Raw genomic sequence first — 22,500 nt, 5'->3', positions numbered from 1 at the left:
GCTGGGCTGCACGTCGGCCGGGGAGCCGGGCCCCGTCGTCCCGGCCGCCTCCCGGACGTCGGGCGCGGGCGGCCCGGCGGCCCAGCGGAAGGCGCCGAGGAGCGCGACCGGGGCGAGCAGGGCGAGCGCGTAGGCACCACCACCGGTCGCGCGGGCCTGCTGCCAGGCCCACAGGTCGACCGTCATCGTCGCGACGGTGAGGACGAACAGTGCCGTCAGGGCGAGTCCGAGCAGCCGCAGTGCCGCACCGGCCAGGTCGTGGCACCGCCCGGCCCACGGCGTGCCCGGCCGCGGCAGCGTGAACTGCGCCGCGTTGACGAGCCCGAACGGCGCCAGGAGCAGCCAGAGGGCCTGGCTGAACGACCCCGAGGTGAGCCGGCCCCAGTGGTAGGCCTCCACCACGTGGCCGTCGTCCTCGGCGAGCTCGACGCCCCTCCGGTCGGCGCGGCGGAAGATCCGGCCCACCTCGTCGCCCGCCACCTGCACGACCCGGTCGACGTCGAGCATGTCCTCGGGATCGGTGGCACGGACGCCGTGCACCCTCAGCTCGACCCAGTTGCCGTCCACACCCGTACCTCCTCGTACGCGGCGGAACCCGCGCCGCCCGTCACCGATGCAGAGACACCCGGGGGGCCGGTGCGTACACCTGCGACCGGTTCGGTCGAACGCCCACGGGTGCCGGGGTCGCCGGGCTACCGTCGCCGACGTGCGTGGAGGACGGGCGACCGCGGCGATGCTGCTCGTCGCGGGCTGCGCCGCCGGGGGATGCAGCACCGCCGTCCCGGGCACCGGGCGAGCGGCGCCGCCGATCGCCGTCACGGACGCCCCGTCCGCCACCGCCCCGGGACCGTCCGCCGGGCCGCGCAGCGCGCTGGCGGCCGACGTCGTCGAGGACGAGTGCCTGCTCGACGCGATCGGCTTCAGCACACTCCTCGGCGAACCGGTGCTGCCCCCGCAACAGACCGAGGTGACGCGCGCGGACGGGTCCCGCCCGTCGAGCTGCGTCGCGACCTCCACCGGTGGCGCGCCCCTGGCGTCGATCAACGTCTACGAGACCCGCACGGGCACCCCGGCCGACTTCGTCCGGGCCGCACCGCCGCAGGGCCGCCGCGAGCTGACCGGGGCCGGTGAGGCCGCGTCGCTCGTCGACACCGCGCCGGGCCTCACGCTGCAGCTCGCGGGCTCCCGGTACGTCGTCACGGTCGCGGTGCTCGACGGCGCCCCCTCCGACGACGCCTGGCGGGCCGCCGCGGCCGAGGCCCTGGCCGCCCTGCCTACCTGATCCCGCTCCAGAGCTCCCGCAGGTCACCTCGCGGGTCGGCCAGCGTCTGCACCACGTCCCCGAAGCGGCGCACGGCCCGGCCCTCCGAGTACCGCGGCCAGCCCGGGTCGCCGGTGCGGGCGAACGCCACCCACGCGGCGTGCATCGCGTCGGCCAGCTCCTGGGGTGGGTCGCCGCCGGAGAGTGCGGACCCGGCGGCGAGGGTGTCGAAGACGAACCCGAGCTCCAGGGCGTGGCACGAGCCCAGCCGCCCGTCGAGGACGGGGGTGACCCAGTCGAACTCGTAGACGTGCGCCCGGCCGTTCGCCTCGGCGAGGCGCACCGCGGGGATCCGGAAGAACCAGTCGCCCATGAGGTCGGCGAGCACGAGCCCGGGCGAGGCGTCGGGCCGCTCGGCGCGGTAGGCGTCGACCGCACCGTCGGGTAGCCGGTAGGCCCCCGCGACGACGGCGATCGCCGCGTCGGTGACGCGGTCGGCAGCCCCCGTCGGGACCAGGAAGAACCGGTGCTCGTCGCGGTTGCTGCCGACCAGCACCTCGACGTCGGCGCTCGCGCCCGCGGCGATCGCCTCGATCGGCAGCGCCGGCAGCACCTCCCCGTCGACGACCGGCTCGAAGATCATCGAGTTGAGCGTGATCTCGCGCCACCGCGCCGGGTCGGGCTGGGTCGCCGACTGCACGCTCAGCGCCTGCTGGCCGGCGACGAGCCGCGCGGGATCCGCCGCCGCGAACCCCGCCGCGGTCGGCTCGACGCCGACCTCCTCGGCCAGGTACCCCGCCACCTTCGACGCCGTGCCCGCGCTCAGCGCGTGGTGCGCGGCGCCGCTCTGCAGGATCGCGCGCCGGAACAGCCCCTGCGCCGACGGCATCGCGAGCAGTGCGCCCACGCTCATCCCGCCCGCGGACTCCCCGAACACCGTGACGGTGTCGGGGTCACCGCCGAACGCGGCGATGTTGTCGCGGACCCAGCGCAGCGCGGCGACCTGGTCGAGCAGGCCGCGGTTGGGCGGGGCGTCGGGCAGGTGCAGGAACCCCTCGGCGCCGAGGCGGTAGTTGACCCCGACGAGCACGACGCCGTCGCGGGCGAACGCGGAGCCGTCGTAGACCGGGATCGAGTTGGAGCCGTTGACGAACGCGCCGCCGTGGATCCAGACCATGACCGGCAGGTCCGAGGCCGACGGGTCGGGCGTCCAGACGCTGAGGTTGAGGATCTCCTCCCCCGGCACCCGCACGACCGGCAGCAGGTCGGAGAACGGCGCCGGGTAGCCCGGCGCGGGCGCGGTCGGGCCGTGCTCCAGCGCGTCGCGGACCCCCTCCCACGGCTCGACGGGGGCGGGCTCGCGGAACCGGAGCGGACCGAACGGGGCCGCTGCGTAGGGGATGCCGAGGAACGCGGTGACGCCGGAGGAGGCGTTGCCGCGCACCTCACCGGAGAGGGTCTTCACGACGGAGTGCATGACCCCGTTCCTACCCCTCACGCGCGGAGAAGGCTTCCTCGGCCGCCTTCTCCGCGCACGGGCGGCGTCAGCCGCGCAGCACCGCCGCGTGCCGCTGCGTCGCGACCGCCACCGCCGCGTCGCGGGCGGTGGTGGCCTCCTCGCTGGTCAGCGTGCGGTCGGGGGCCCGGAAGCGCAGCGTGAACGCGAGCGAGCGCTTGCCCGCCCCGACCTGCTCGCCGGCGTAGACGTCGAACAACCGCACGGTCTCCAGCAGCTCGCCGCCGCCGTCGACGAGCGCGTCGGTGAGGTCGGCCACCGGGACGGACTCGTCGGCGACGAGCGCGACGTCGACCCCGACCGGCGGGTACGGCGACACCTGTGGCGCGGGACGGGCGTCCTGCACCGGGATCGCGTCGAGGTCGAGCTCCATCGCGCAGGTGCGCGGCGGCAGCCCGAGCGCCTCGACGACCTTCGGGTGCAGCTCGCCGGCGTGCCCGACCGGCCAGTCGCCGACGCGCAGCTGCGCGCAGCGGCCGGGGTGCCACGGGGCGAGGTCGGCCGCGACGACGCGCAGCTCGACCCCCGCGGCCTGCCCCACCAGCACGGCGGCGGCGACGGCGTCGGCCCAGGTGGCCGGGCGACCGGGGCCCCACCAGCCGCGGGCCTCGCGGTCTCCGGCGAGCACCGCGGCGACGTGCAGCGGCTGCGCGGGCAGCGCGGCGCGGATCTGCGCGTACTCGGCGTCGGTGGGACGGCGGTCGACGGGCGGGTCCGGCATCCCGACCGGCTGTCTGTGCGGCAGCACGACCTGCCCGATGTGGAACAGCGCGACGTCGGACGCGCCGCGGGAGCGGTTGCGGACCAGCATGTCGAGCAGGCCGGGCAGCAGCGTGGTGGTGAGCTCGGCGCGCTCGGCGTCGAGCGGGTTGAGGACGCGGACGGTGCGGCGGCGCACGTCGTCGGCGGGGAGGCCGAACGCGTCCCACGCCGCGGGCCCGACGAACGGGAACGGCAGCACCTCGACGTACCCGGCCTCGGCCAGCGCGCGGGAGACCGTGCGGCGCCGCGTCTGGGCCGGGGTGAGCCCGCGGCCGCCCGGGGCGGCGGGCAGGACCGAGGGGATCGAGTCGAGGCCCTCCAGCCGCAGGACCTCCTCGACGAGGTCGGCGGGCTGGACGAGGTCGGGCCGCCACGACGGCGGGGTCGCGATCACGCGGGCGCGCCCGTCGTCGCCGGTGACGAGCTCGACCGAGCAGCCGACCTGGCCGAGCCGCCGGACCGTCGCACCGCGCGGGTAGGCGCGGCCGGCGACGCGGTCGGGCTGGTCGAGCGGCATCGTGACGGCGGAGCGCTCGGGGGCGACCCCGGCGTCGGTGCGGCCCTCGGCGATCGTGCCGCCGCCGTGCTCGACGAGCAGCTGCGCCGCGCGCTCGGCCGCGACCGGGGGCAGCAGCGGGTCGACGACCCGCTCGAAGCGCTTGGACGCCTCACTGGGCAGCTTGTGCCGCCGCGCCGCACGGGCGATCACCGCCGGGTCGAAGTGCGCGGCCTCGATGAGGACGTCGATCGGGCCGTCGCCGTCGCGGATCTCCGTCGACGCCCCGCCCATGACGCCCGCGAGCCCGATCGGGCCGGAGTCGTCGGTGATGAGCAGGTCGTCGGGGTCGAGCGTGCGGGTGGCGTCGTCGAGGGTGACGAGCTGCTCCCCCGCCGTCGCCCGGCGCACCGAGATCGCCCCGGTGAGCCGGCCCGCGTCGTAGGCGTGCAGCGGCTGGCCGAGCTCGATCATCACGTAGTTGGTGACGTCGACGATCAGCGAGATCGGGCGCATCCCCGCGGCGAGCAGTCGGCGCTGCATCCACCACGGGGCGGGCAGGGCCGGGTCGACGCCGTCGACGCGGCGGGCGACGAACCGGGCGCACCCGGGGTCGTCGAGGGTGACCGGCCAGGCGTCGGCCTCGGCCGTCGGCACCGAGACGCGGGACGCGGGGTCGGTGTAGTCGGCGTCCAGCGCGGACGACATCTCCCGCGCCAGCCCGCGGATCGAGAAGCAGTAGCCGCTGTCCGGGTTGACGTCGAGTTCGATCACCGCGTCGTCGAGGCCCAGGAGGTCGCGCGCGTCGTCGCCGGGCTCCCCCGAGCCGGGGGGCAGCACGAGGATGCCGGCGTGGTCGCTGCCGATCCCCAGCTCGCGGACCGACGCGATCATGCCGTCGGAGACGTGGCCGTAGGTCTTGCGCGCGGAGATCGCGAAGCCGCCGGGCAGCACCGCACCCGGGAGCGCGACGACCACGAGGTCGTCGACCGCGAAGTTCTGCGCGCCGCAGATGATGCCGTTGGTCTGGTCGGGCCCGACCTGCACCTGGCACCAGCGGATCGGCTTCTTGAGGCCCGTCAGCTCCTCGATCTCGAGGACGCGGGCGACGACGAGCGGCCCGGTCAGCTCCGGGGCGCGGTGGATCTCCTCCACCTCGAACCCGACGCGGACGAACGCCTCGGCGGTGTCGTCGACGGAGGGGAGGTCGCCGACGAGGTCGGACAGCCAGGACTGGGGAACGCGCACGGGGACTCTCTCCTACACGCCGAAGGCGCGGCTGAAACGGACGTCGCCCTCGACCATGTCGCGCATGTCGGGGATGCCGTTGCGGAACATCAGCGTGCGCTCGAGGCCCATGCCGAACGCGAAGCCCGAGTACACCTCGGGGTCGACGCCGCACGCCCGCAGGACGTTGGGGTGCACCATGCCGCAGCCGCCCCACTCGACCCAGCCCGCGCCGCCCTTCTTCTGCGGGAACCACACGTCGGGCTCCGCGGAGGGCTCGGTGAAGGGGAAGTACGACGGGCGCAGGCGGATCTTCGAGGTGGTGCCGAACATCGCGCGCGCGAACGCGTCGAGGGTGCCCTTGAGGTGGGCCATGGTGAGGCCCTTGTCGATCGCGATGCCCTCGACCTGGTGGAACACCGGGGTGTGGGTCGCGTCGAGGGCGTCGGTGCGGAACGTGCGGCCCGGGCAGACGACGTAGACGGGCAGGTCGCGGTCGAGCAGCGACCGGATCTGCACCGGCGAGGTGTGGGTGCGCAGGACCCGCCCGGCTGTGTCGTCGGAATCGGCGAGGTAGAACGTGTCCTGCATGGTGCGCGCCGGGTGGTCCTTGCCGAAGTTCAGCGCGTCGAAGTTGAGCCAGGACGACTCGACCTCCGGGCCCTCGGCCACCTCCCAGCCCATCGCGACGAACACGTCGGCGATCTGCTCGGAGATCTGGGTCAGCGGGTGCCGGGCCCCGCGGGGGGTGCGGTCCCAGGGCAGCGTGACGTCGACGGTCTCGTCGGCGAGCACCGCCGCGTCGCGCTCGGCGGCGAGCACCTCGCGGCGGGCGTCGAACGCCTCCTGCGCCTCCTGGCGGGCGGCGTTGACGCGCTTGCCGGCGTCGGCGCGGTCGGGGCCGGGCAGCGAGCCGAGCTCGCGGCGGGCCAGCAGCAGCGGCGCGCGGTCGCCGAGGTGGGCGGGCTTCACGGCCGTCAGCGCGGCGAGGTCGGCGGCGGCGGCGAACGCGGCCCGGGCCGCGGCTACGGCGGCGGCCAGCGTGTCCGGGGTCAGTGCGCTCGCAACGTCGGTGCTCTCAGTCATGGTGGTGTCGATCCTAGGACGGCGCCCACGGGGGCCTGACGGCGCGCTGTACCGGCGTGACCGATCCCGGGGCGTCCACCTGGTCAGGAGGAGCGGCGGCGGGCCGCGGCGACACTGGCGTACAGGCAGATCGCGGCCGCCGTGGCCAGGTTCAGGCTCTCCGCGCGACCGAGGATGGGCACCCGCACGCGGTGTTCGGCGGCTGCGGCGAGGTCGGAGGGCACGCCGTGCGCCTCCCCCCCGAAGATCCACGCCACCGGTCCGGCGAGCACGGCGTCTGCGGCGGGATCGTGCAGGTCCAGCTCGCCGTGGCCGTCGGCCGCGAGCAGCGTCAGCCCGGCGGCCCGGCAGGCGTCGAGTACCGCGGAGGCGTCGCGGTCACGGGCCAGCGGCAGGTGGAACACGCTGCCGGTGGACGCCCGCACGGCCTTCCCGTTGTGCGGGTCGACGGTGTCGCCGGCGAGCAGCACGGCGTCGGCCCCGGCGGCGTCGGCCACCCGGATCACCGTGCCGGCGTTGCCGGGGTCGGCGATGCCCGCGCAGACGGCGACCAGCCGCGGCGTGCCGAGAAGCGCGTCGGCCACGGGGACGTCGACCAGCTCGCAGACCGCGACGATCCCCTGCGGCGTGACGGTGTCGGACAGCGTCTCGGCCGCGCGCTCGTCGACGAGGCTCACCCGGACCTCGGTGTCGACGAACTCCGGGTGGCGGGTGGCCGCCGCGGCGGTGACGAACAGCTCGTGGACGACGCCGTACGCGAGCGCCTCGCGGACGGCCTGCGCCCCCTCCACGAGGAACCGCCCGGCCCGATCTCGCCCCGCGCGGCGCAGCAGCTTGCGCGCTGCGACGACACGAGGGGTGCGTTCGGTGCCGGGCGGTGACTCCACGGGACGGCTCAGGCCGCCGTCTCCTTCTTGCCGTCCTGCGCCGGGACGTGCGCGCGGGCGATCTCGACCAGCGCGGTGAACGCGGCCGGGTCGCTGATGGCGATCTCGGAGAGGATCTTGCGGTCGACCTCGACACCCGAGAGCGTGATGCCCTGGATGAAGCGGTTGTAGGTCATGCCGTTGGCGCGGGCTGCGGCGTTGATGCGGGTGATCCAGAGCTTGCGGAACTCGCCCTTCTTCGCGCGGCGGTCGCGGTAGGCGTAGTTCAGCGAGTGGAGCATCTGCTCCTTCGCCTTGCGGTAGAGCCGCGAACGCTGACCGCGGTAACCGCTCGCGAGCTCCAGGGTGCTGCGACGCTTCTTCTGAGCGTTCACCGCGCGCTTCACGCGTGCCATGGTGATTCCTTACGTAGCGGGGGTGGGGCGGGAGAGGATCAGCGGCCGAGCATGATGTTGACGCGCTTGCGGTCGGCCTTGGCGACCTCCTTGACACCGGACAGGTCGCGCGTCTCCTTGCTCGACTTGACCTCCAGGCGGTGACGCAGGCCGGCCTGCTGGCGCATGAGCTTGCCGCCGCCGGTCACCTTGATCCGCTTGGCGATGCCGCTGTGCGTCTTGTTCTTCGGGGTCTTGCTGTGGTTCCGGGCCTTCTTGGGCATGGCTGTTCCTACTCCAGTGCTGGGGACGGTCAGGCCGTCAGGCCTGGTCCGCCTCGGCCTCGGGGGCCTGCTCCGCCTGATCGGTGGCGGCGGTGCGGGCACGCGGGGCCGGCTTCTTGGTGGGTCCGATCACCATCGTCATGTTGCGACCGTCCTGCTTCGGCGACGCCTCGACCACACCCAGGTCCGCCACGTCCTCCGCGAGGCGCTGCAGCAGCCGGAACCCGAGCTCGGGCCGGGACTGCTCGCGCCCACGGAACATGATCGTGACCTTGACCTTGTTGCCGCCTTCGAGGAAGCGTCGGACGTGCCCGCGCTTCGTCTCGTAGTCGTGCTTGTCGATCTTCGGTCGGAGCTTCTGCTCCTTGATCGTGGTGAGCTGCTGGTTGCGGCGGGACTCCCGGGCCTTCTGCGCGGACTCGTACTTGAACTTGCCGTAGTCCATGAGCTTGCAGACGGGCGGGCGGGCCTGGGCAGCGACCTCGACGAGGTCGAGCTCGGCCTCCTGCGCCAGCCGCAGGGCGTCCTCGATACGCACGATGCCGACCTGTTCCCCGTTCGGCCCGACCAACCGGACCTCGGGAACGCGGATTCGGTCGTTGATGCGCGTCTCTGTGCTGATGGGGTCTCCTCGTATCGACGTCGTGTGGAGCGACGGAGCGAAGACCCGACAACGGTCACATACCGACGCGCGCCACCATTGCGGTGGCTCGTTCGGCCGGGACCGGACCCGAACACCAGGGGTGGGCGGGTGGGAGCGGGGCTCCACTTGATCGCCCTGACGCCATCGTGAACGCGCGACAGGGTGGTCGCATTCCGCTACGGTAGCAGCCCCCCACCGGGCCGGTCGACGGGCCCGGGCGGACGTGCGGGACTCCCCCACCGCCGAGCAGTTCGGCGAGCGCCTGTTCGGCGCCGTGCTCGGCGCACCGTTCACCCAGGCCGCGTACCTCGGCTGGTATCGGGCGCTCGCCGCCGACGGCCCGCTGACCCCGGCGGAGCCGCCCGCCGCACCGACACCGCGGAGCGCCACGCCCGTGAGTGGGGCGAGCACCAGGCGGTGTGCGGCGTGCTCACCGTCGTGGTGATGGACGAACGGGTCGCCGGGGAGTTCACCGCTCCCGGCGACGAGGTGGAACAGCTGATGTACGGCTACGGCCTCATGCGCTGCTGCCCTGCGGCCTGGAGCAGGAGGGGTCCGTCGGGACGGGGACGGTCATGCGCCCGACACGCTGCGCCGGTACACCCGCGAGGCCGGGTTCGCCGGGGCCGGGTTCGCCGGGGCCGGGTTCGCCGGGGCCGAAGCGCCGCCGATCGACGACACGTTGTCCGCTTCTACCCGCCGGCCTGTTCCGGGCGGTCGAGCCAGCGCCGCAGCTGCGCCGTGCCGACCGACACCACCCCCGTCGCGGGCGACCCGTAGTAGGGGTGCCAGCCCGAGTGCAGCGTGCAGGCCAGCCGCCGTCGGCGGAGGTAGACGTACACACGGCGGTCGACCATGGCGACCACGTGGGTGCAGCCCTGCTCGCCCGCGACCCGCGCCGCAGCCCCGAGCATGTGCTCGAAGATCCGGCGGTTGCGGAACCGTCGACGGACCGCCGTGGTGAGGATGTCGAGGAGCACGACGGGCTCGTCGCCCGCGAGGTCGGCGAGGACGTCCGCCTCGAACGGTGGCGCGACGGAGTCCTCCAGGCTCAGCGACGCGAGCGGCCCCGGTAGGCCCAGGCGCATCATCCCGGCCCAGCCGCCGTCGTGGACGAGCACGATCCGGGTCTGCGGGAGGTGGTCGGTGTAATAGGCCCGCAGGTTCTCCGCGGTCTCGCCGAACCGGGTCCGGAACACCCCCGCCTCGATCCGCTCCGCCACACCCAGCGCCTCGGGGAACGGGGGTCGGCCGGCCGGGAAGGCGAGGCAGGTGACCGTGTCCGTCATCCACCCATCTGTAACGACGTTTCGGGGAGGTGTCCACGGCGGTGGAACTTCAGCTCCGGATGGCCCAGGACCCGCACCCGACCAGTCGAACCTCCGACGCCCCAGGGTGACCGGACCGCCTGAGCGGACGCGCGGCCCGCAGTGGCCCGGCCCTGACCGCAGTGGGGTGGCTCCACTGCAACCGGGCTGGAGTGGAGCCACCCCACTGCAACGCGGGCGGCGGTGGGCGTGATCGCCTCCGCCGCGCGGCAGGCGACGGGGCCGGCCGAGCTGCCCACCGACCGGCCGGCGGCTCGCACACAGCCCGGACCTGTGTGCGAGCCCGCAACCCGTGTGCGAGCCATCGGGTTGCGCCGTGGGTACGGCCGCGACGGGACCGCGTCAGCTGGCGGCGGTGGCCTTGCGGCGGCGGGCGGGGGCCTTGCGGGCGACCTCCGGGGTGACCAGACCCGCGAGGAACTGGCCGGTGTAGCTGGTGGGGTGGGCGGCGATCTGCTCGGGCGTGCCCTCGGCCACGACCGTGCCGCCACCGGAGCCACCCTCGGGGCCCATGTCGATGACCCAGTCGGAGGTCTTGATGACATCGAGGTTGTGCTCGATGACCAGCACCGAGTTGCCCTTGTCGACCAGCCCGTTGATGACGAGCAGCAGCTTGCGGATGTCCTCGAAGTGCAGGCCCGTGGTGGGCTCGTCGAGGATGTAGATCGTGCGGCCGTTGGACCGCTTCTGCAGCTCCGACGCCAGCTTCACGCGCTGCGCCTCACCGCCGGACAGCGTGGGCGCGGGCTGCCCGAGCCGCACGTACCCGAGACCGACGTCGACCAGCGTGCGCAGGTAGCGACTGATCGAGTTGATCGGCGCGAAGAACTCCGCGCCCTCCTCGATCGGCATGTCGAGCACGTCGGCCACGGTCTTGCCCTTGTAGTGCACCTCGAGCGTCTCGCGGTTGTAGCGGGCGCCCTTGCAGACCTCGCACGGCACGTAGACGTCGGGCAGGAAGTTCATCTCGATCTTGATCGTGCCGTCGCCGGAGCACGCCTCGCAGCGCCCGCCCTTGACGTTGAACGAGAACCGGCCGGGTTGGTAGCCGCGCACCTTCGCCTCGGTGGTGGAGGCGAACAGCTTGCGCACCTGGTCCCACACCCCGGTGTAGGTGGCGGGGTTGGAGCGCGGGGTGCGGCCGATCGGGCTCTGGTCGACGCGCACGAGCTTGTCGAGCTCGTCGAGCCCGGTGATCCGGGTGTGCCGACCCGGGACCTGGCGGGCACCGTTGAGCTTGTTGGCCAGCACCGTGGCGAGGATGTCGTTGACCAGCGTGGACTTGCCCGACCCGGACACCCCGGTGATCGAGACGAGCGCCCCGAGCGGGATGTCGACGTCGATGCCGCGCAGGTTGTGCTCCCGCGCCCCGACGATCGTGAGCTTGCGCTTCGGGTCGATCGCGCGGCGCGACTCCGGGACCGGGATCGAGCGGCGTCCGGACAGGTAGGCGCCGGTGAGCGAGGTGTCGTGGGACTCCAGCCCGTCGACGGGGCCGCTGTAGACGATGTGCCCGCCGTGCTCCCCCGCCCCCGGACCGATGTCGACGGCCCAGTCGGACGCGCGGATGGTGTCCTCGTCGTGCTCGACGACGATCAGCGTGTTGCCCAGGTCGCGCAGCCGCACGAGCGTCTGGATCAGGCGGCGGTTGTCGCGCTGGTGCAGCCCGATCGACGGCTCGTCGAGGACGTAGAGCACCCCGACCAGCCCGGACCCGATCTGCGTGGCCAGCCGGATGCGCTGCGCCTCGCCACCGGACAGCGAACCGGCCGCGCGGGACAGCGAGAGGTAGTGCAGCCCCACGTCGAGCAGGAAGCCGAGCCGGGCCTGCACCTCCTTGAGGATGGAGCCCGCGATGATCGTCTGACGCTGGTCGAGGACCATGCCGCCGAGGAACGCCGAGCACTCCGAGACCGACATCGCGGAGATCTCGGCGATCGACCGCTCGCCCTGGTCGCGGTGGGTGAGGGTGACCGCGAGGACCTCGGGCCGCAGCCGCGCGCCCTTGCAGACCGGGCACGGCACGTCGCGCATGTAGCCCTCGTAGCGCTCGCGCTGCGAGTCGGACTCCGTCTGGTCGAGCCGGCGCTCCAGGAACGGGATGACGCCCTCGTAGCTGGCGTAGTACGAGCGCTCGCGGCCGTAGCGGTTGCGGTAGCGCACGTGCACCTGGTCGTCGCTGCCGTGCAGGACGGCCTTCTGCTCGGCGGCCGACAGCTTGCGCCACGGGGTGTCCATCCGGAACCCGATCGCGCTCGCCAGGCCCTCCAGCAGCCGCCCGAAGTACTCCGCGGACTGGCCGCCCGCCCACGGCGCGATGGCCCCGCCGGCGAGGCTCGCGTCCGGGTCGGGGATGACCAGCTCGGGGTCGACCTCCTTCTTGATCCCGATGCCGCTACACTCCGGGCAGGCGCCGTACGGGGAGTTGAAGGAGAAGGTGCGGGGCTCCAGCTCGTCGAGTGCGAGCGCGTGGCCGTTGGGGCACGACATCCGCTCGGAGAACTTGACCTCGCGGTGCGGGTCGTTCTCCGGCAGGTCGACGAAGTCGAGCACGATCAGCCCGTCGGCCAGCCGCAGCGCCGTCTCGACGGAGTCGGTGAGCCGCTGCTTGGCCGAGCCCTTGACCGAGAGCCGGTCGACCACCACGGAGATGTCGTGCTTCTCCTGCTTCTTCAGCTTCGGCGGGTCGGTGAGCTGGTGCACGGTGCCGTCGACGAGAACGCGCGAGTAGCCCTGCGTCTGGAGCTGGTCGAACAGGTCGACGAACTCGCCCTTGCGGGTGCGCACGATGGGCGCGAGCACCTGGAACCGGGCACCCTCCTCCATCGCGAGGACCTGGTCGACGATCTGCTGCGGCGTCTGCTTCTCGATCACGTGCCCGCAGACCGGGCAGTGCGGGATGCCGGCACGGGCGTAGAGCAGGCGCAGGTAGTCGTAGACCTCGGTGATCGTGCCGACGGTGGAGCGCGGGTTGCGGTTCGTCGACTTCTGGTCGATCGAGACCGCGGGGGAGAGCCCCTCGATGAAGTCGACGTCGGGCTTGTCCATCTGCCCGAGGAACTGCCGCGCGTACGCGCTCAACGACTCGACGTACCGCCGCTGGCCCTCTGCGAAGATCGTGTCGAACGCCAGGCTGGACTTGCCCGAACCGGACAGCCCGGTGAACACGACCATGCTGTCGCGCGGCAGGTCGAGGTCGACGCCGCGCAGGTTGTGCTCGCGGGCGCCGCGCACGATCAGTCGATCCGCCACGGAAGGGCCTCCTGTGAGCCGGAGTGGGGCGAAGCGGCGGTGCTCTCGCCGGTCCTCCCCATGCTAGGCAGGCCCACCGACAATCACGCGCCGACGCCGAGGATCGCACAGACGTTCGACCGGTCGTGCGACCGCACCCCGCTCCCCCGCGGAACCCCAGGTCACCCGGCCCCGGGACGCCGATCGGGGTGATCGACACCGGTCGCGGCGCCGTCCGTCACGAACGCGATCCGACGCCGACCGGTCGTCGGGTTGCGCCGGACGGCCCATGAGGTCGGTGGTCAATGGCTCCCGGGCGGAAGGACGGCGACCCGGGGCTCAGAACCGACGACCCACGGGCGCGGAACCAGCGACTCACGGGCGGGAGAACGCCGACTCGCGGGCGCGGAACCAGCGACTCGCGGGCGGGAGAACAGCGACTCGCGGGCGCGGAACCAGCGACTCGCGGGTGGGCGGGGTCAGCGCAGTTCGGGGGCGTCCCACCAGAACACCCCGTCGCCCACCCCGTCCACCACGAGGTCCGCGGCCGTGAGCGCGCGCAGATACTCCGTCACACCGGGCGCGAGGCGGCGGCGCTCGTCCTCGTCCGGTCCGGCGACCACGATCTGACCGACGGTCCCGCCCTCCGCCGGGTCGGTGTCGACGACGAGTACGTTCCCGCCGCCGTCCTCGGCGAGGGGCCACCAGCCCGGGAGCCAGTACTCCCTGCGGACCGGGTCGCCGGCGCGCACCGTGACGTGCTCGGCGTGGTCGGCCATCCCGTCCGCGCCCTCGTGCCGGCGCACGTCGTCCCATCCGCCCCACACCACGAGGGCGTCGGCGACGGGCAGGAAGCGGTACTGCGGGAAGACCTGCGGGTCCTCCGGGGTCCGGCCCTGCCCGTCGGCGAGGGTGTAGAGCGCCGCCAGGTCGGCCGGGAACCGGATCCCCGTGCGTGCCTGCGCCGCCGCGACCCCGGCGGGGTCGGCGGGCGGGCGGAGCCCGGGCCGGGGGTCGAACCCGGCGGCGGCGAGGGTGGCGGTCCAGCTGGTCCAGGCCGCGGTGAGGTCGTCCACGCGCCCACCCTGGCGCACACCGCCGGGGAACCCTCCCCGGGCTACTCTGCGCCTGTGGGAGAGCCGAACGTCTGGTCCACCGCCCGTCTCCCCGACGGCGACGGGCGCACCGCCGAGGTCGACGTCAACGGGTTCGGACTGAGCTGCGACATCCCGCTCGACGCCGGCCCCGAGCCGACGGGCGCCACGCCGTTCGGACTGCTCGCGGCGTCGTTGTCGTCGTGCACCGTGATGTCGGTGCGCACGTTCCTGCAGCGCTGGCACGTCCCGCCCGGCGAGGTCGAGGTGCGGGTGGCCGTGCAGGGCGGTGCGACCCCGGTCCTCGTGCGCACGGTCACCGTCGGCGCGGTCGTGGAGCCGGACCTGCGCGAGCAGCTCTCCGCCGAGGTCGACAACACCCCGGTCACCCGCCTGCTCCGCGACGCCGTACCGATCCGGACCGTCCTGAACACGGCCTGATCAGCGCACGTATCCGGCCCGGGTGTCGTCGACGATCAGCGGGCGGTCCAGGGTGGACGGCTCCAGGTCCAGGCGCGGCCGGTCGCGGGGGAACACCGCGGCCGCGGCGAGCCCCGCCTCGTCGAGGAAGCGGAGCGCCGGGGCCCGCGGCGACAGCGCGAGCGGCGGCGGCCCGCCGACCTGCGCGAGCGTGAAGCCCCAGTCGCCGAAGCTGGGCACGTGCACGTGGTACGGCGTGACTCCGAGCCCCGCCGACGCGATCGTCGACACCGTCCGCCAGTACGCCTGCGGCGTCGAGTACGGGCTCCCCGACTGCACGACGAGCTGCCCGCCGGGGGCCAGCGAGCGCGCGACGAGCCCGTAGAACTCGGTGGAGTACAGCCGTCCGAGGGTCGGGGTGTCCGGGTCGGGCAGGTCGACGATGACCGCGTCGAAGGTGCCGGGCGCGGCCTCGCGCAGCCAGCGGAACCCGTCGTCGACGACGAGCCGGACACGCGGGTCGTCGAGGGCGTGGTCGTTGAGGTCGGCGAGGCGGGTGCGGGCGAGGTCGAGCACGGCGGGATCCAGCTCGACCTGGACGACCTCGGTCACCGACGGGTGGCGCAGCAGCTCGCGGGCCGCGAGTCCGTCGCCGCCGCCGAGCACCAGGACGCGCCCGGGGTCGCGGGACAGCACGGGGTGCACGAGCGCCTCGGTGTAGCGGTGCTCGTCGACGCTGGAGAACTGCAGGTCGCCGTCGAGGTAGAGGCGCAGGTCGGGGCCGCGCTCGGTGAGCACGATCTGCTGGTAGGCCGAGGTCAGATCGGCGACGACCGGGTCGGCGTAGAGCCGCTGCCGCGACGTCTCGACGATGTCCTGCGCCTGCACCAGCAGCACGGCGAGGACCGTGGCGGCGAGCAACAGCGCCGCCGTGGCGACGGCCCGAGCCCGCACCCCCAGCTGTCCGCGCAGCACGAACGCCGCGACGACGGCCGCGGCCACCAGGTTCACCATGCCGGTGACCGCCGACCCACGGATCTGCCCGACCAGCGGCAGCAGCACGAACGGCCAGGCCAGGCCGCCGACGAGCGCGCCAGCGTAGTCGGCGGCGTTGAGGTCGGCGACCAGCCGCCCCGCGGAGCGCCCGTCGCCCGCGAGCAGCGTCATCAGCAGCGGCACCTCGGCGCCGACCAGGATCCCGATGACGGCGGTGGCGAGCACCAGCACGGCACTGCTCGTGCCGTGGAAGGAGAACGCGACGTAGAGCGCGGTCGCCGACAGCCCGCCGACGACCCCGAGCACGATCTCGATCGCGACGAACGCGGTGGCGGCGTGCGGCAGCAGCGGCTTGGCCGCCAGCGCCCCGACGCCCAGCGCGGCGACGAACCCGGCCACGATCAGCGACGTGACCGCGATCCCGCCGCCCGCGAGGGTGACGGCCAGGGTGAGCAGGACCAGCTCGTAGACCAGCCCGCAGGCCGCGCACACCGCGACCGCGGCGAGGAGCAGCGGGCGGGCGCGTCGTGAGCCCAGGGGCGGCGCGTCGTCGGGGACGGCGAGCACCGGCGGCGCGGTCACGACGCCGCCGCGGGACCGCGCGTCACGGCGCGACCGGTCGGGGCGGCACCGTCACGACAGGGCCGCCGCGTTCACCGCCCCGATCGCGAGCAGGCTCGACCCCACCGCCCACGCCGCGCCGCACATCCGCGGCTCCGTGACCAGGGCCCGCAGATGACCCGGCACGAACGCGTCGAGCAGCCGCAGCGCGACGCCCTGCAGGACCACCCCGAGCAGGCCGTAGACCAGCGAGTCGACCAGGCCCTGGCCCAGCGAGTCGTCACTGGTCAGGATGGCCGTGACGACGATCAGCGCCAGCGCGAGGTGGTTGGACGCGAGCAGGATCGCCGCGTTGGGGTTGCGGTCGGTGTAGACCTGCCTGCGCAGGTTGCCGGGCGTCAGGACGTCGAGCGCGACGAAGCCCAGCGCCAGCACGGCGAAGCCGATGACGAAGTACAGCAGGGTGGCGAGGACGCCCTGGCCGAGCAGGCCGGCGTCCACGGATCCGAACTCCATGGCGAAGATCATCCTCACTTCACGTCGTCGTCGTCATCGTCGGTGGCGGCCGGGGAACCGGGGGTGAATCCCTGGCCGAGGTAGGCGTAGGAGCCGTCGCGGTAGGCCCCGTCGAGGTCCTCGACCCGCACGGTGCTGCCGCCGCTCGCCGGGCTGACCACGACGATGTCGTCGTCGTAGCGCAGGTACTCGCTGCCCGAGTCGCTGGCCTGCGCCGCGGGCGGCACCGCCCCGGCGATCTGCGACGCCGCGGCGGTGGCGGGGGCGGTCGCCAGGTAGGTGCTGGTGTCGCCCGACTCGCTCTGCTCGTCGAAGGTGTCGTCGAGGAAGCTGCGCACGTTCGAGCCTGCGCCGCATCCGGTCAGCAGGGCGAGCGCGACCGCCGCGCCCGCCAGATGTCGCTTCACGGGGTCCACCTGCTCCGCGTCGTCACGATCACGCCCTCCTCGGGTCCGGGGTAGAGGTGCCAGGTGCGCCAGGTCCAGCCGCCGTCGAGCGGGGCGCCGGTGAGTGCGGTGAGCGCCGCGCCGTCACCGGGGAACGCTCCGCACACCCAGGACGCGTCGTCGGTGGCACTGCGCCGAAGCGCCGACGCAGTGGCCGCCAGCTCGGCCGCGGGGACCGTCCGGCTCTCCGACGTCAACCGGTACGCCCCGGCCCGGGCGCTGCGCGGCAGGGGCCGACCGCCTGCGGCGACGGCGTCGCAGGAGACCTGCTCGGTGAGCCGCGCGGAACCCGCGGTCGCCGTGACGGCGTGCGAGGCACCCAGGACGCCGAGGACCAGCCGGGCGTCGCCGTGGGTGAGGACCAGCTCGGCGAGCGTGGGCGGCGCGGGGGCGTCCAGCAGCAGCCCGAGCGCGTCGGCGTCGACGTCGCGCGGCAGCACCCGGAGGCGGTGCAGCGTCATCCTTCGTCTCCCATGATCATGCGGTGCCGGGACCGTACCGGTTGCCGGGGTGATCGTCACCCGTCCGACATCGGGCCGGAACCGTAGTTCCACCACTCCGTGACGCGTGGCAGGGGTGAGCACCTCGCTGGTGGGGTGGCTCTCCGACGAGGTCGCCACGCGACGGACCTGACCGCGACGACCACCTCGCAGAGCGGGTGGTCACCGCGCAGACCGCCGGCGCTCTGCGAGCTCGCCGTGGGTCTGCGCCGTGCGGCCCGCACGCGACGTCACGAGGTGAGCCGGACCGGCGTGCGGTGGAGGTTCAGGCCACCCCGAGCAGTCGCTGGGCCGTGTCCGGGTCGCGGCGGAAGTCGGCGGTCGGGACGCGGTGCACGATCTCGCCGCGGGCCATCACCGCCACCTCGTCGGCCACGCCGAACGCCAGGTGCAGGTCCTGCTCGACGAGCAGCACGGCGACGCCCTCGGCCCGCATCGTCGTGATCACCCCGCCGATCTGCTCGACGATCGCGGGCGCGAGGCCGTCGGACGGCTCGTCGAGCAGCACCAGCCGCGGGTTCGTCAACAGGGCGCGCGCGACCGCGAGCATCTGCTGCTCCCCCCCGGAGAGCTGCCCGGCGAGCTGCCTGCGGCGCTCCCGCAGGCGGGGCAGGAGATCGAGGATGCCGTCGACCGTCCAGGTCCCCTTCCGGGACCGCGACGACAGCGACAGGTGCTCCCCCACCGTCAGCGTCGACCACACGCGGCGCCCCTGCGGCACGAGTGCCACCCCGGCCTTCGCGATGACGTCGGCGCGCCGCCCGGCGACCTCCACCCCGTCGACGGTGATCGAGCCCGACGTCACCGGGACGAGCCCCGCGAGCGTCATGACCAGCGTCGACTTGCCCGCGCCGTTGCGCCCGAGCAGCGCGAGGGTGGCCCCGGCGTCGAGGTCGAGGCCGACACCGCTCAGCACGGTGCTGCGGTCGTAGCCGGACACCAGGTCGCGGACGGAGAGGAACGTCATCGGGTGAACAACTCCTCGCGGCGCCCGGCGCCGAGGTAGGCCTCGCGGACCGCGTCGCTCGCCCGCACGTCGTCCGGGGTGCCCGAGAGCAGCACCCGGCCCAGGTGCAGCACGGTGACGGAGTCGGCGAGGGCGAACACCAGGTCCAGGTCGTGCTCGACGAACAGCACGGTGATCTCCGCGGGCAGCCCGGCGAGCAGCTCCACGAGCCGCGACCGCTCGGCGGGCGACATCCCCGCGGCCGGCTCGTCGAGCAGGAACAGCGACGGCCGGCAGGCGAGCGCGAGCGCCACCTCCAGCTGCTTGCGCTCCCCGTGCGAGAGCGACGGGACGCTGGTGGCGCCGCGCCCGACGAGACCGACGTCGGCGAGCAGCTCCTCGGCCCGTTCCCGCAGCTCGGGGCGGCGGCGGGGCCACGGGGCGATCCTGGACCCGTCGTGGCGGCGCAGCGCGAGCGTCAGGGTCTCGACCGCCGTCATCGACGTGAAGAGGCTGGAGTGCTGCAGCGTCTGGCTCATCCCGAGCCGGCTGCGCTTCACCTCGGACAGGCCGGTGACGTCGCGCCCGGCGAGCTCGATCCGGCCGGTGTCGGCCGTCATCGTGCCGGTGACCAGCTTGAAGAACGTCGACTTCCCGGCCCCGTTCGGCCCGATCAGCGCGTGCCGGGCGCCGGGCTCGACCACGAGGTCGACGGCGTCGACGGCCTGCAGCGCGCCGAACGCACGGCCGACGCCGGTGCAGGTCAGGGCACTCATGATCTCCTCCGCAACAGCCCGGCCGCACCGCGCGGCAGCAGGTAGACCACGGCCACGAACACCACGCCCAGCACCAGCGGGCCGTGCCCGTCGAGCGTGGGGCCCAGTGCGTCGCGGACGACGACGACGAGCGCCGCACCCAGGCACGCCCCCCACAGCGACCCCGCCCCGCCGATGACGACGGCGAGCAGCATCAGCGAGGAGATGAGGAACCCGACGTCGGCGGTGGACACCAGCCGCTGCTGCGCGACGAGCAGCGAGCCCGCCACCCCCGCGACGCCGCCGGCGAGCACGAACACCGCGTACTTGTAGAGCGAGGTGGAGTACCCGAGTGCGCGCATCCGCGGCTCGTTGTCGCGGATGCCGCGCAGCGCGTCCCCGAACGGCGACCGCGCCACGACCCAGACCAGCGCGAACCCGAGCACGAACACCAGGAGCACATACCAGTAGGTGAACCCCGCGTTGGCCAGCGGCTCGCCCGCCACCCGCACCGCGGGGATCCCGGTGAGGCCGTTCGCGCCGCCCGTCACCGACTCCCAGGTGTTGGCGACCTGCCCGACCAGCTCGCCGATCGCGAGCGTCAGCATGAGGAAGAAGACACCGGCCGACCGGACGGTGATCCAGCCGGTCAGCGCGGCCGCCAGCGCCCCGACGCCCGCGCCGACGAGGAGCGGGACCGGCGCCTCGGCCGTGACGTGGATCGACACCCACCCCGCCGCGTACGCCCCGGAGCCGAAGTAGGCCGCGTGCCCGAGCGAGGGCAGCCCGGTGACGCCGACGAGCAGGTCGAGGCTCACCGCGAACAGGGCGAACACCAGCACCCGGCTCAGCGTCGTGGTGGCGAACGGGGCCAGGAACAGCGGCGCCGCGGCCAGCACGACCAGTACCGCGATCGCCACCCAGCGGCCGTAGCCCCGGCGGCGCACGACCTCGGTCGGGACGACCGACGACTCGACGGCGGTCACCGCGCCACCGCCCGCGTCCCGAACAGCCCCTGCGGCCGCAGCACCAGCACCAGGGCCAGCGCCCCGAACAGCACGAACGACGCGAAGTCCGGCAGCAGCACGCGCCCGACGGTGTCGATCTGCCCGATCACCAGCGCCCCGACCAGCGCACCGCGCACGGATCCGAGCCCGCCGATCACGACGACGACGAGCGCGAGGATCAGCACGGTGGCGTCGAGGCCGGGGCGGGCGCCGTAGATCGGCCCGCCCAGCACGCCCGCGACCGTCGCCAGCACCGACCCGACCGCGAACACCGCCCCCTTCACGAGCCGGTTGTCGATCCCGAGCGTCGCCACCATCTCCCGGTCGGCGACGGTGGCCCGCACCAGCGCGCCGACCCGCGTCCGGTCGACGACGAGGTAGACGGCGAGCGCGAGCACCGCCCCGATGACGATGATCAGCAGGCGGTAGGTCGGGTACACCGCGCCGAGCACCGACACCGACCCGTCGAGCCCCGGCGGGGCCGCGGCCGAGAGCGGGTCGTCGCCGAACACGATGATCAGCAGCTCCGCGGCGATCAGGGCGACGCCGAGCGTGAGCAGCGCCTGGTCGAGGTGCGAGCGCTTGCGCAGCGGCTCGGTCATCAGCGACAGCAGCACGCCCGCCACCAGCCCGCCGAGCGCGGCGAGCCCGAGCGCACCGAGGAACCCGCCCCAGCTGCCCGCGAGGGTCGCCCCGAGGTAGGCCCCGAGCAGGAACAGCGCCCCGTGCGCGAGGTTGAGGACGTCCATCATCCCGAAGACGAGCGAGAGCCCGACGGCGAGGATGAACAGCAGGAACCCGATGGCGAACCCGTTGAGGATGCTGACCAGCACGCGCTCAGCCCGGCTGGCTCTGCTGGCCGAGGTCCTCGACGACCGCGTTGACCAGCGTGCCGCCCGCGTCCTGCACGCTGCGCAGGTAGATGTTCTGCCGCGGGGTCTGGCCGTCGAACTCCCAGGTGCCGCGCGGGCTGTCGTCGACGGCGCCGATGCCGCCGAGCGCCGTGGCGAGCGCGTCGCCGTCGAGTGCGGTGGCCGAGGCGAGGGCGCGGTTCAGGACGTTCGCCGCGTCCCAGGTCTGCACGGAGAACGTGCTCGGCGCCTCGCCGTACGCGGCGGTGTAGGACTCGACGAACGCGGTGTTGGCCGGGTTGTCGAGCTGGTCGGTGTAGTGCAGCGTCGTCTGTACGCCGAGCGCGGCCTGGCCCTGCTGGGCCAGCACGTTGCCCTCGGTGAGGAAGCCCGAGCCGTAGAGCGGGATCGACGCCGAGAGCCCGAACTGCGCGTACTGCTGCACGAAGGTGATCGCCTCGGCGCCGGAGAAGAAGCAGAAGGTGGCCTTCGCGCCGGAGGCCTGGATCGTCGAGAGGAACGGCTGGTAGTCCGACGTGGTGCCGAACGGGGGCTTCGCCTCTCCTGCGATCGTGCCGCCACCCGCGGTGTAGGCGGCCTTGAAGCCCTCGATGACCTCGGTGCCCGCCGCGTAGTCGGGGGCGATCAGGAAGACGCCCTCGGCGAAGCCCGTCTCGGCCAGGTGCGTGCCCATCGCGGCCGCGATCTGCGCGTTGGTGAACGAGGTGCGCCAGATGTAGGGGGTGCGGTCCGGGCCGGTCAGCGCGCCCGCGCCCGCGTTGGTGACGATGAGCAGCTTCTTCGACTCCGTCAGCAGGTCCTTGACCCCGAGTGCGGTGGCCGAGTTGACCAGGCCCACCACGACGTCGACGTTGTCCTGCTGGATGACCCGCTGCACGGCCGGGACACCGGTCTGCGGGTTCTCCCCCTCGTCGACGGCGACGGTCTCGACGGTGTAGTCGCCGAACTTCCCGCCGTTGGCGTCGAGCCACAGGTTCCAGCCGCGGGTCATGTCCTCGCCGAGTGCCGCGTAGACGCCGGACTGCGGCACGACCAGGCCGACCTTGATCGCACCCCCGCCACCGCCGGCGGCCGGGGCCGCACCGCCGCCACCGACGCTGCTGCCGCACGCGGAGAGGACAGGCAAGGCCGCCGCGGCCCCGAACAGACTCAGCAGACGACGGCGGGTGAGGGCGGGGTGCTCCATGTCGGGACTCCTCGGTGAGTGACCGGTGGTGGGACGTTCTACAAAGGGGGAGCGAACCGGACGGATCGTGTAGTGCTGACTCCAGCTTGTCAACGGATCGCGTGAC

At 73.7% G+C, this 22,500-nt stretch carries 22 protein-coding genes; 3 read left to right on the top strand and 19 right to left on the bottom strand.

Features of this window, described 5'->3' with window-relative positions; all coding sequences use genetic code 11:
- The first annotated feature begins 706 nt into the window (after positions 1-706).
- The gene (locus I4I81_RS05475; RefSeq protein ID WP_218602387.1) at positions 707-1,282 is read left to right on the top strand and encodes a hypothetical protein; all 576 of its coding nucleotides are present in this window, start codon (positions 707-709) and stop codon (positions 1,280-1,282) included.
- Here I4I81_RS05475 and I4I81_RS05470 read toward each other — a convergent pair.
- The 7 genes from I4I81_RS05470 to infC all read right to left on the bottom strand — a co-directional run bounded on the left by I4I81_RS05470 (position 1,275) and on the right by infC (position 8,530).
- Positions 1,275-2,738: a carboxylesterase/lipase family protein gene (locus I4I81_RS05470; RefSeq protein WP_218602386.1), complete on the bottom strand. Its 1,464-nt coding sequence runs from the start codon at positions 2,736-2,738 to the stop codon at positions 1,275-1,277. The two genes, I4I81_RS05475 and I4I81_RS05470, sit on opposite strands and share 8 nt — an antisense overlap.
- Before the next feature lie 67 nt (positions 2,739-2,805).
- Entirely contained in the window at positions 2,806-5,283 is a 2,478-nt protein-coding gene (gene pheT / locus I4I81_RS05465) for a phenylalanine--tRNA ligase subunit beta (RefSeq protein WP_218615856.1), read from the bottom strand.
- Positions 5,284-5,295: 12 nt separating this feature from the next.
- Positions 5,296-6,348 (bottom strand): phenylalanine--tRNA ligase subunit alpha, encoded by a 1,053-nt coding sequence (pheS, locus tag I4I81_RS05460; protein WP_218605974.1) that lies wholly within the window; start codon positions 6,346-6,348, stop codon positions 5,296-5,298.
- 83 nt (positions 6,349-6,431) lie between these two features.
- The gene (locus I4I81_RS05455) at positions 6,432-7,235 is read right to left on the bottom strand and encodes a TrmH family RNA methyltransferase (RefSeq protein WP_226363768.1); all 804 of its coding nucleotides are present in this window, start codon (positions 7,233-7,235) and stop codon (positions 6,432-6,434) included.
- A gap of 8 nt (positions 7,236-7,243) precedes the next feature.
- Positions 7,244-7,630: a 50S ribosomal protein L20 gene (gene rplT / locus I4I81_RS05450; protein ID WP_218605973.1), complete on the bottom strand. Its 387-nt coding sequence runs from the start codon at positions 7,628-7,630 to the stop codon at positions 7,244-7,246.
- 38 nt (positions 7,631-7,668) lie between these two features.
- The gene (gene rpmI, locus I4I81_RS05445; RefSeq protein ID WP_218605972.1) at positions 7,669-7,893 is read right to left on the bottom strand and encodes a 50S ribosomal protein L35; all 225 of its coding nucleotides are present in this window, start codon (positions 7,891-7,893) and stop codon (positions 7,669-7,671) included.
- Between the two features lie 37 nt (positions 7,894-7,930).
- A complete protein-coding gene (gene infC, locus I4I81_RS05440) occupies positions 7,931-8,530 on the bottom strand; it encodes a translation initiation factor IF-3 (RefSeq protein ID WP_218616524.1) in 600 nt (199 codons plus the stop codon).
- A gap of 229 nt (positions 8,531-8,759) precedes the next feature.
- Here infC and I4I81_RS05435 point away from each other — a divergent pair, with 229 nt between their 5' ends.
- Entirely contained in the window at positions 8,760-8,981 is a 222-nt protein-coding gene (locus I4I81_RS05435) for a hypothetical protein (protein WP_218615855.1), read from the top strand.
- A gap of 247 nt (positions 8,982-9,228) precedes the next feature.
- On the opposite strand, the gene I4I81_RS05430 is transcribed toward I4I81_RS05435, so the two are convergent.
- From I4I81_RS05430 to I4I81_RS05420, 3 genes are all read right to left on the bottom strand, one after another.
- Positions 9,229-9,825 (bottom strand): hypothetical protein, encoded by a 597-nt coding sequence (locus I4I81_RS05430; RefSeq protein WP_218605677.1) that lies wholly within the window; start codon positions 9,823-9,825, stop codon positions 9,229-9,231.
- A 381-nt stretch (positions 9,826-10,206) separates the two neighbouring features.
- Positions 10,207-13,116, bottom strand: coding sequence for an excinuclease ABC subunit UvrA (uvrA, locus tag I4I81_RS05425; protein WP_218605678.1), 2,910 nt, complete (start codon positions 13,114-13,116; stop codon positions 10,207-10,209).
- 458 nt (positions 13,117-13,574) lie between these two features.
- The gene (locus I4I81_RS05420; RefSeq protein WP_218615854.1) at positions 13,575-14,171 is read right to left on the bottom strand and encodes an SMI1/KNR4 family protein; all 597 of its coding nucleotides are present in this window, start codon (positions 14,169-14,171) and stop codon (positions 13,575-13,577) included.
- A 54-nt stretch (positions 14,172-14,225) separates the two neighbouring features.
- Here I4I81_RS05420 and I4I81_RS05415 point away from each other — a divergent pair, with 54 nt between their 5' ends.
- Positions 14,226-14,630, top strand: a complete 405-nt coding sequence (locus I4I81_RS05415) for an OsmC family protein (RefSeq protein WP_218603678.1) — start codon at positions 14,226-14,228, stop codon at positions 14,628-14,630.
- Here I4I81_RS05415 and I4I81_RS05410 read toward each other — a convergent pair whose 3' ends face one another.
- From I4I81_RS05410 to I4I81_RS05370, 9 genes are all read right to left on the bottom strand, one after another.
- Positions 14,631-16,187 (bottom strand): polyamine aminopropyltransferase, encoded by a 1,557-nt coding sequence (locus tag I4I81_RS05410; RefSeq protein ID WP_218603679.1) that lies wholly within the window; start codon positions 16,185-16,187, stop codon positions 14,631-14,633. It abuts the gene before it with no gap.
- A gap of 51 nt (positions 16,188-16,238) precedes the next feature.
- Positions 16,239-16,682, bottom strand: a complete 444-nt coding sequence (locus I4I81_RS05405; protein ID WP_218603680.1) for a DUF350 domain-containing protein — start codon at positions 16,680-16,682, stop codon at positions 16,239-16,241.
- Between the two features lie 14 nt (positions 16,683-16,696).
- Positions 16,697-17,089, bottom strand: a complete 393-nt coding sequence (locus I4I81_RS05400; protein WP_218603681.1) for a DUF4247 domain-containing protein — start codon at positions 17,087-17,089, stop codon at positions 16,697-16,699.
- Positions 17,086-17,589 (bottom strand): DUF2617 family protein, encoded by a 504-nt coding sequence (locus I4I81_RS05395; protein WP_218603682.1) that lies wholly within the window; start codon positions 17,587-17,589, stop codon positions 17,086-17,088. The genes I4I81_RS05400 and I4I81_RS05395 overlap by 4 nt, the downstream gene beginning before the upstream one ends.
- A 304-nt stretch (positions 17,590-17,893) precedes the next feature.
- A complete protein-coding gene (locus tag I4I81_RS05390) occupies positions 17,894-18,595 on the bottom strand; it encodes an ABC transporter ATP-binding protein (RefSeq protein WP_218603683.1) in 702 nt (233 codons plus the stop codon).
- Positions 18,592-19,350: an ABC transporter ATP-binding protein gene (locus I4I81_RS05385; protein WP_218603684.1), complete on the bottom strand. Its 759-nt coding sequence runs from the start codon at positions 19,348-19,350 to the stop codon at positions 18,592-18,594. The genes I4I81_RS05390 and I4I81_RS05385 overlap by 4 nt, the downstream gene beginning before the upstream one ends.
- On the bottom strand, positions 19,347-20,315 hold the full coding sequence (locus tag I4I81_RS05380; protein ID WP_218603685.1) for a branched-chain amino acid ABC transporter permease: 969 nt from the start codon (positions 20,313-20,315) through the stop codon (positions 19,347-19,349). The genes I4I81_RS05385 and I4I81_RS05380 overlap by 4 nt, the downstream gene beginning before the upstream one ends.
- Positions 20,312-21,169 (bottom strand): branched-chain amino acid ABC transporter permease, encoded by an 858-nt coding sequence (locus tag I4I81_RS05375; RefSeq protein WP_218603686.1) that lies wholly within the window; start codon positions 21,167-21,169, stop codon positions 20,312-20,314. The genes I4I81_RS05380 and I4I81_RS05375 overlap by 4 nt, the downstream gene beginning before the upstream one ends.
- A 4-nt stretch (positions 21,170-21,173) precedes the next feature.
- Entirely contained in the window at positions 21,174-22,394 is a 1,221-nt protein-coding gene (locus I4I81_RS05370; RefSeq protein ID WP_218603687.1) for an ABC transporter substrate-binding protein, read from the bottom strand.
- Positions 22,395-22,500: the final 106 nt, after the last annotated feature.

Origin of the sequence: Pseudonocardia abyssalis, from assembly GCF_019263705.2 — a bacterium.
GTDB classification, from domain to species: domain Bacteria; phylum Actinomycetota; class Actinomycetes; order Mycobacteriales; family Pseudonocardiaceae; genus Pseudonocardia; species Pseudonocardia abyssalis.
Note: the sequence above shows the minus strand (reverse complement) of the source record. Positions and strands in the feature narration are given on the sequence as shown.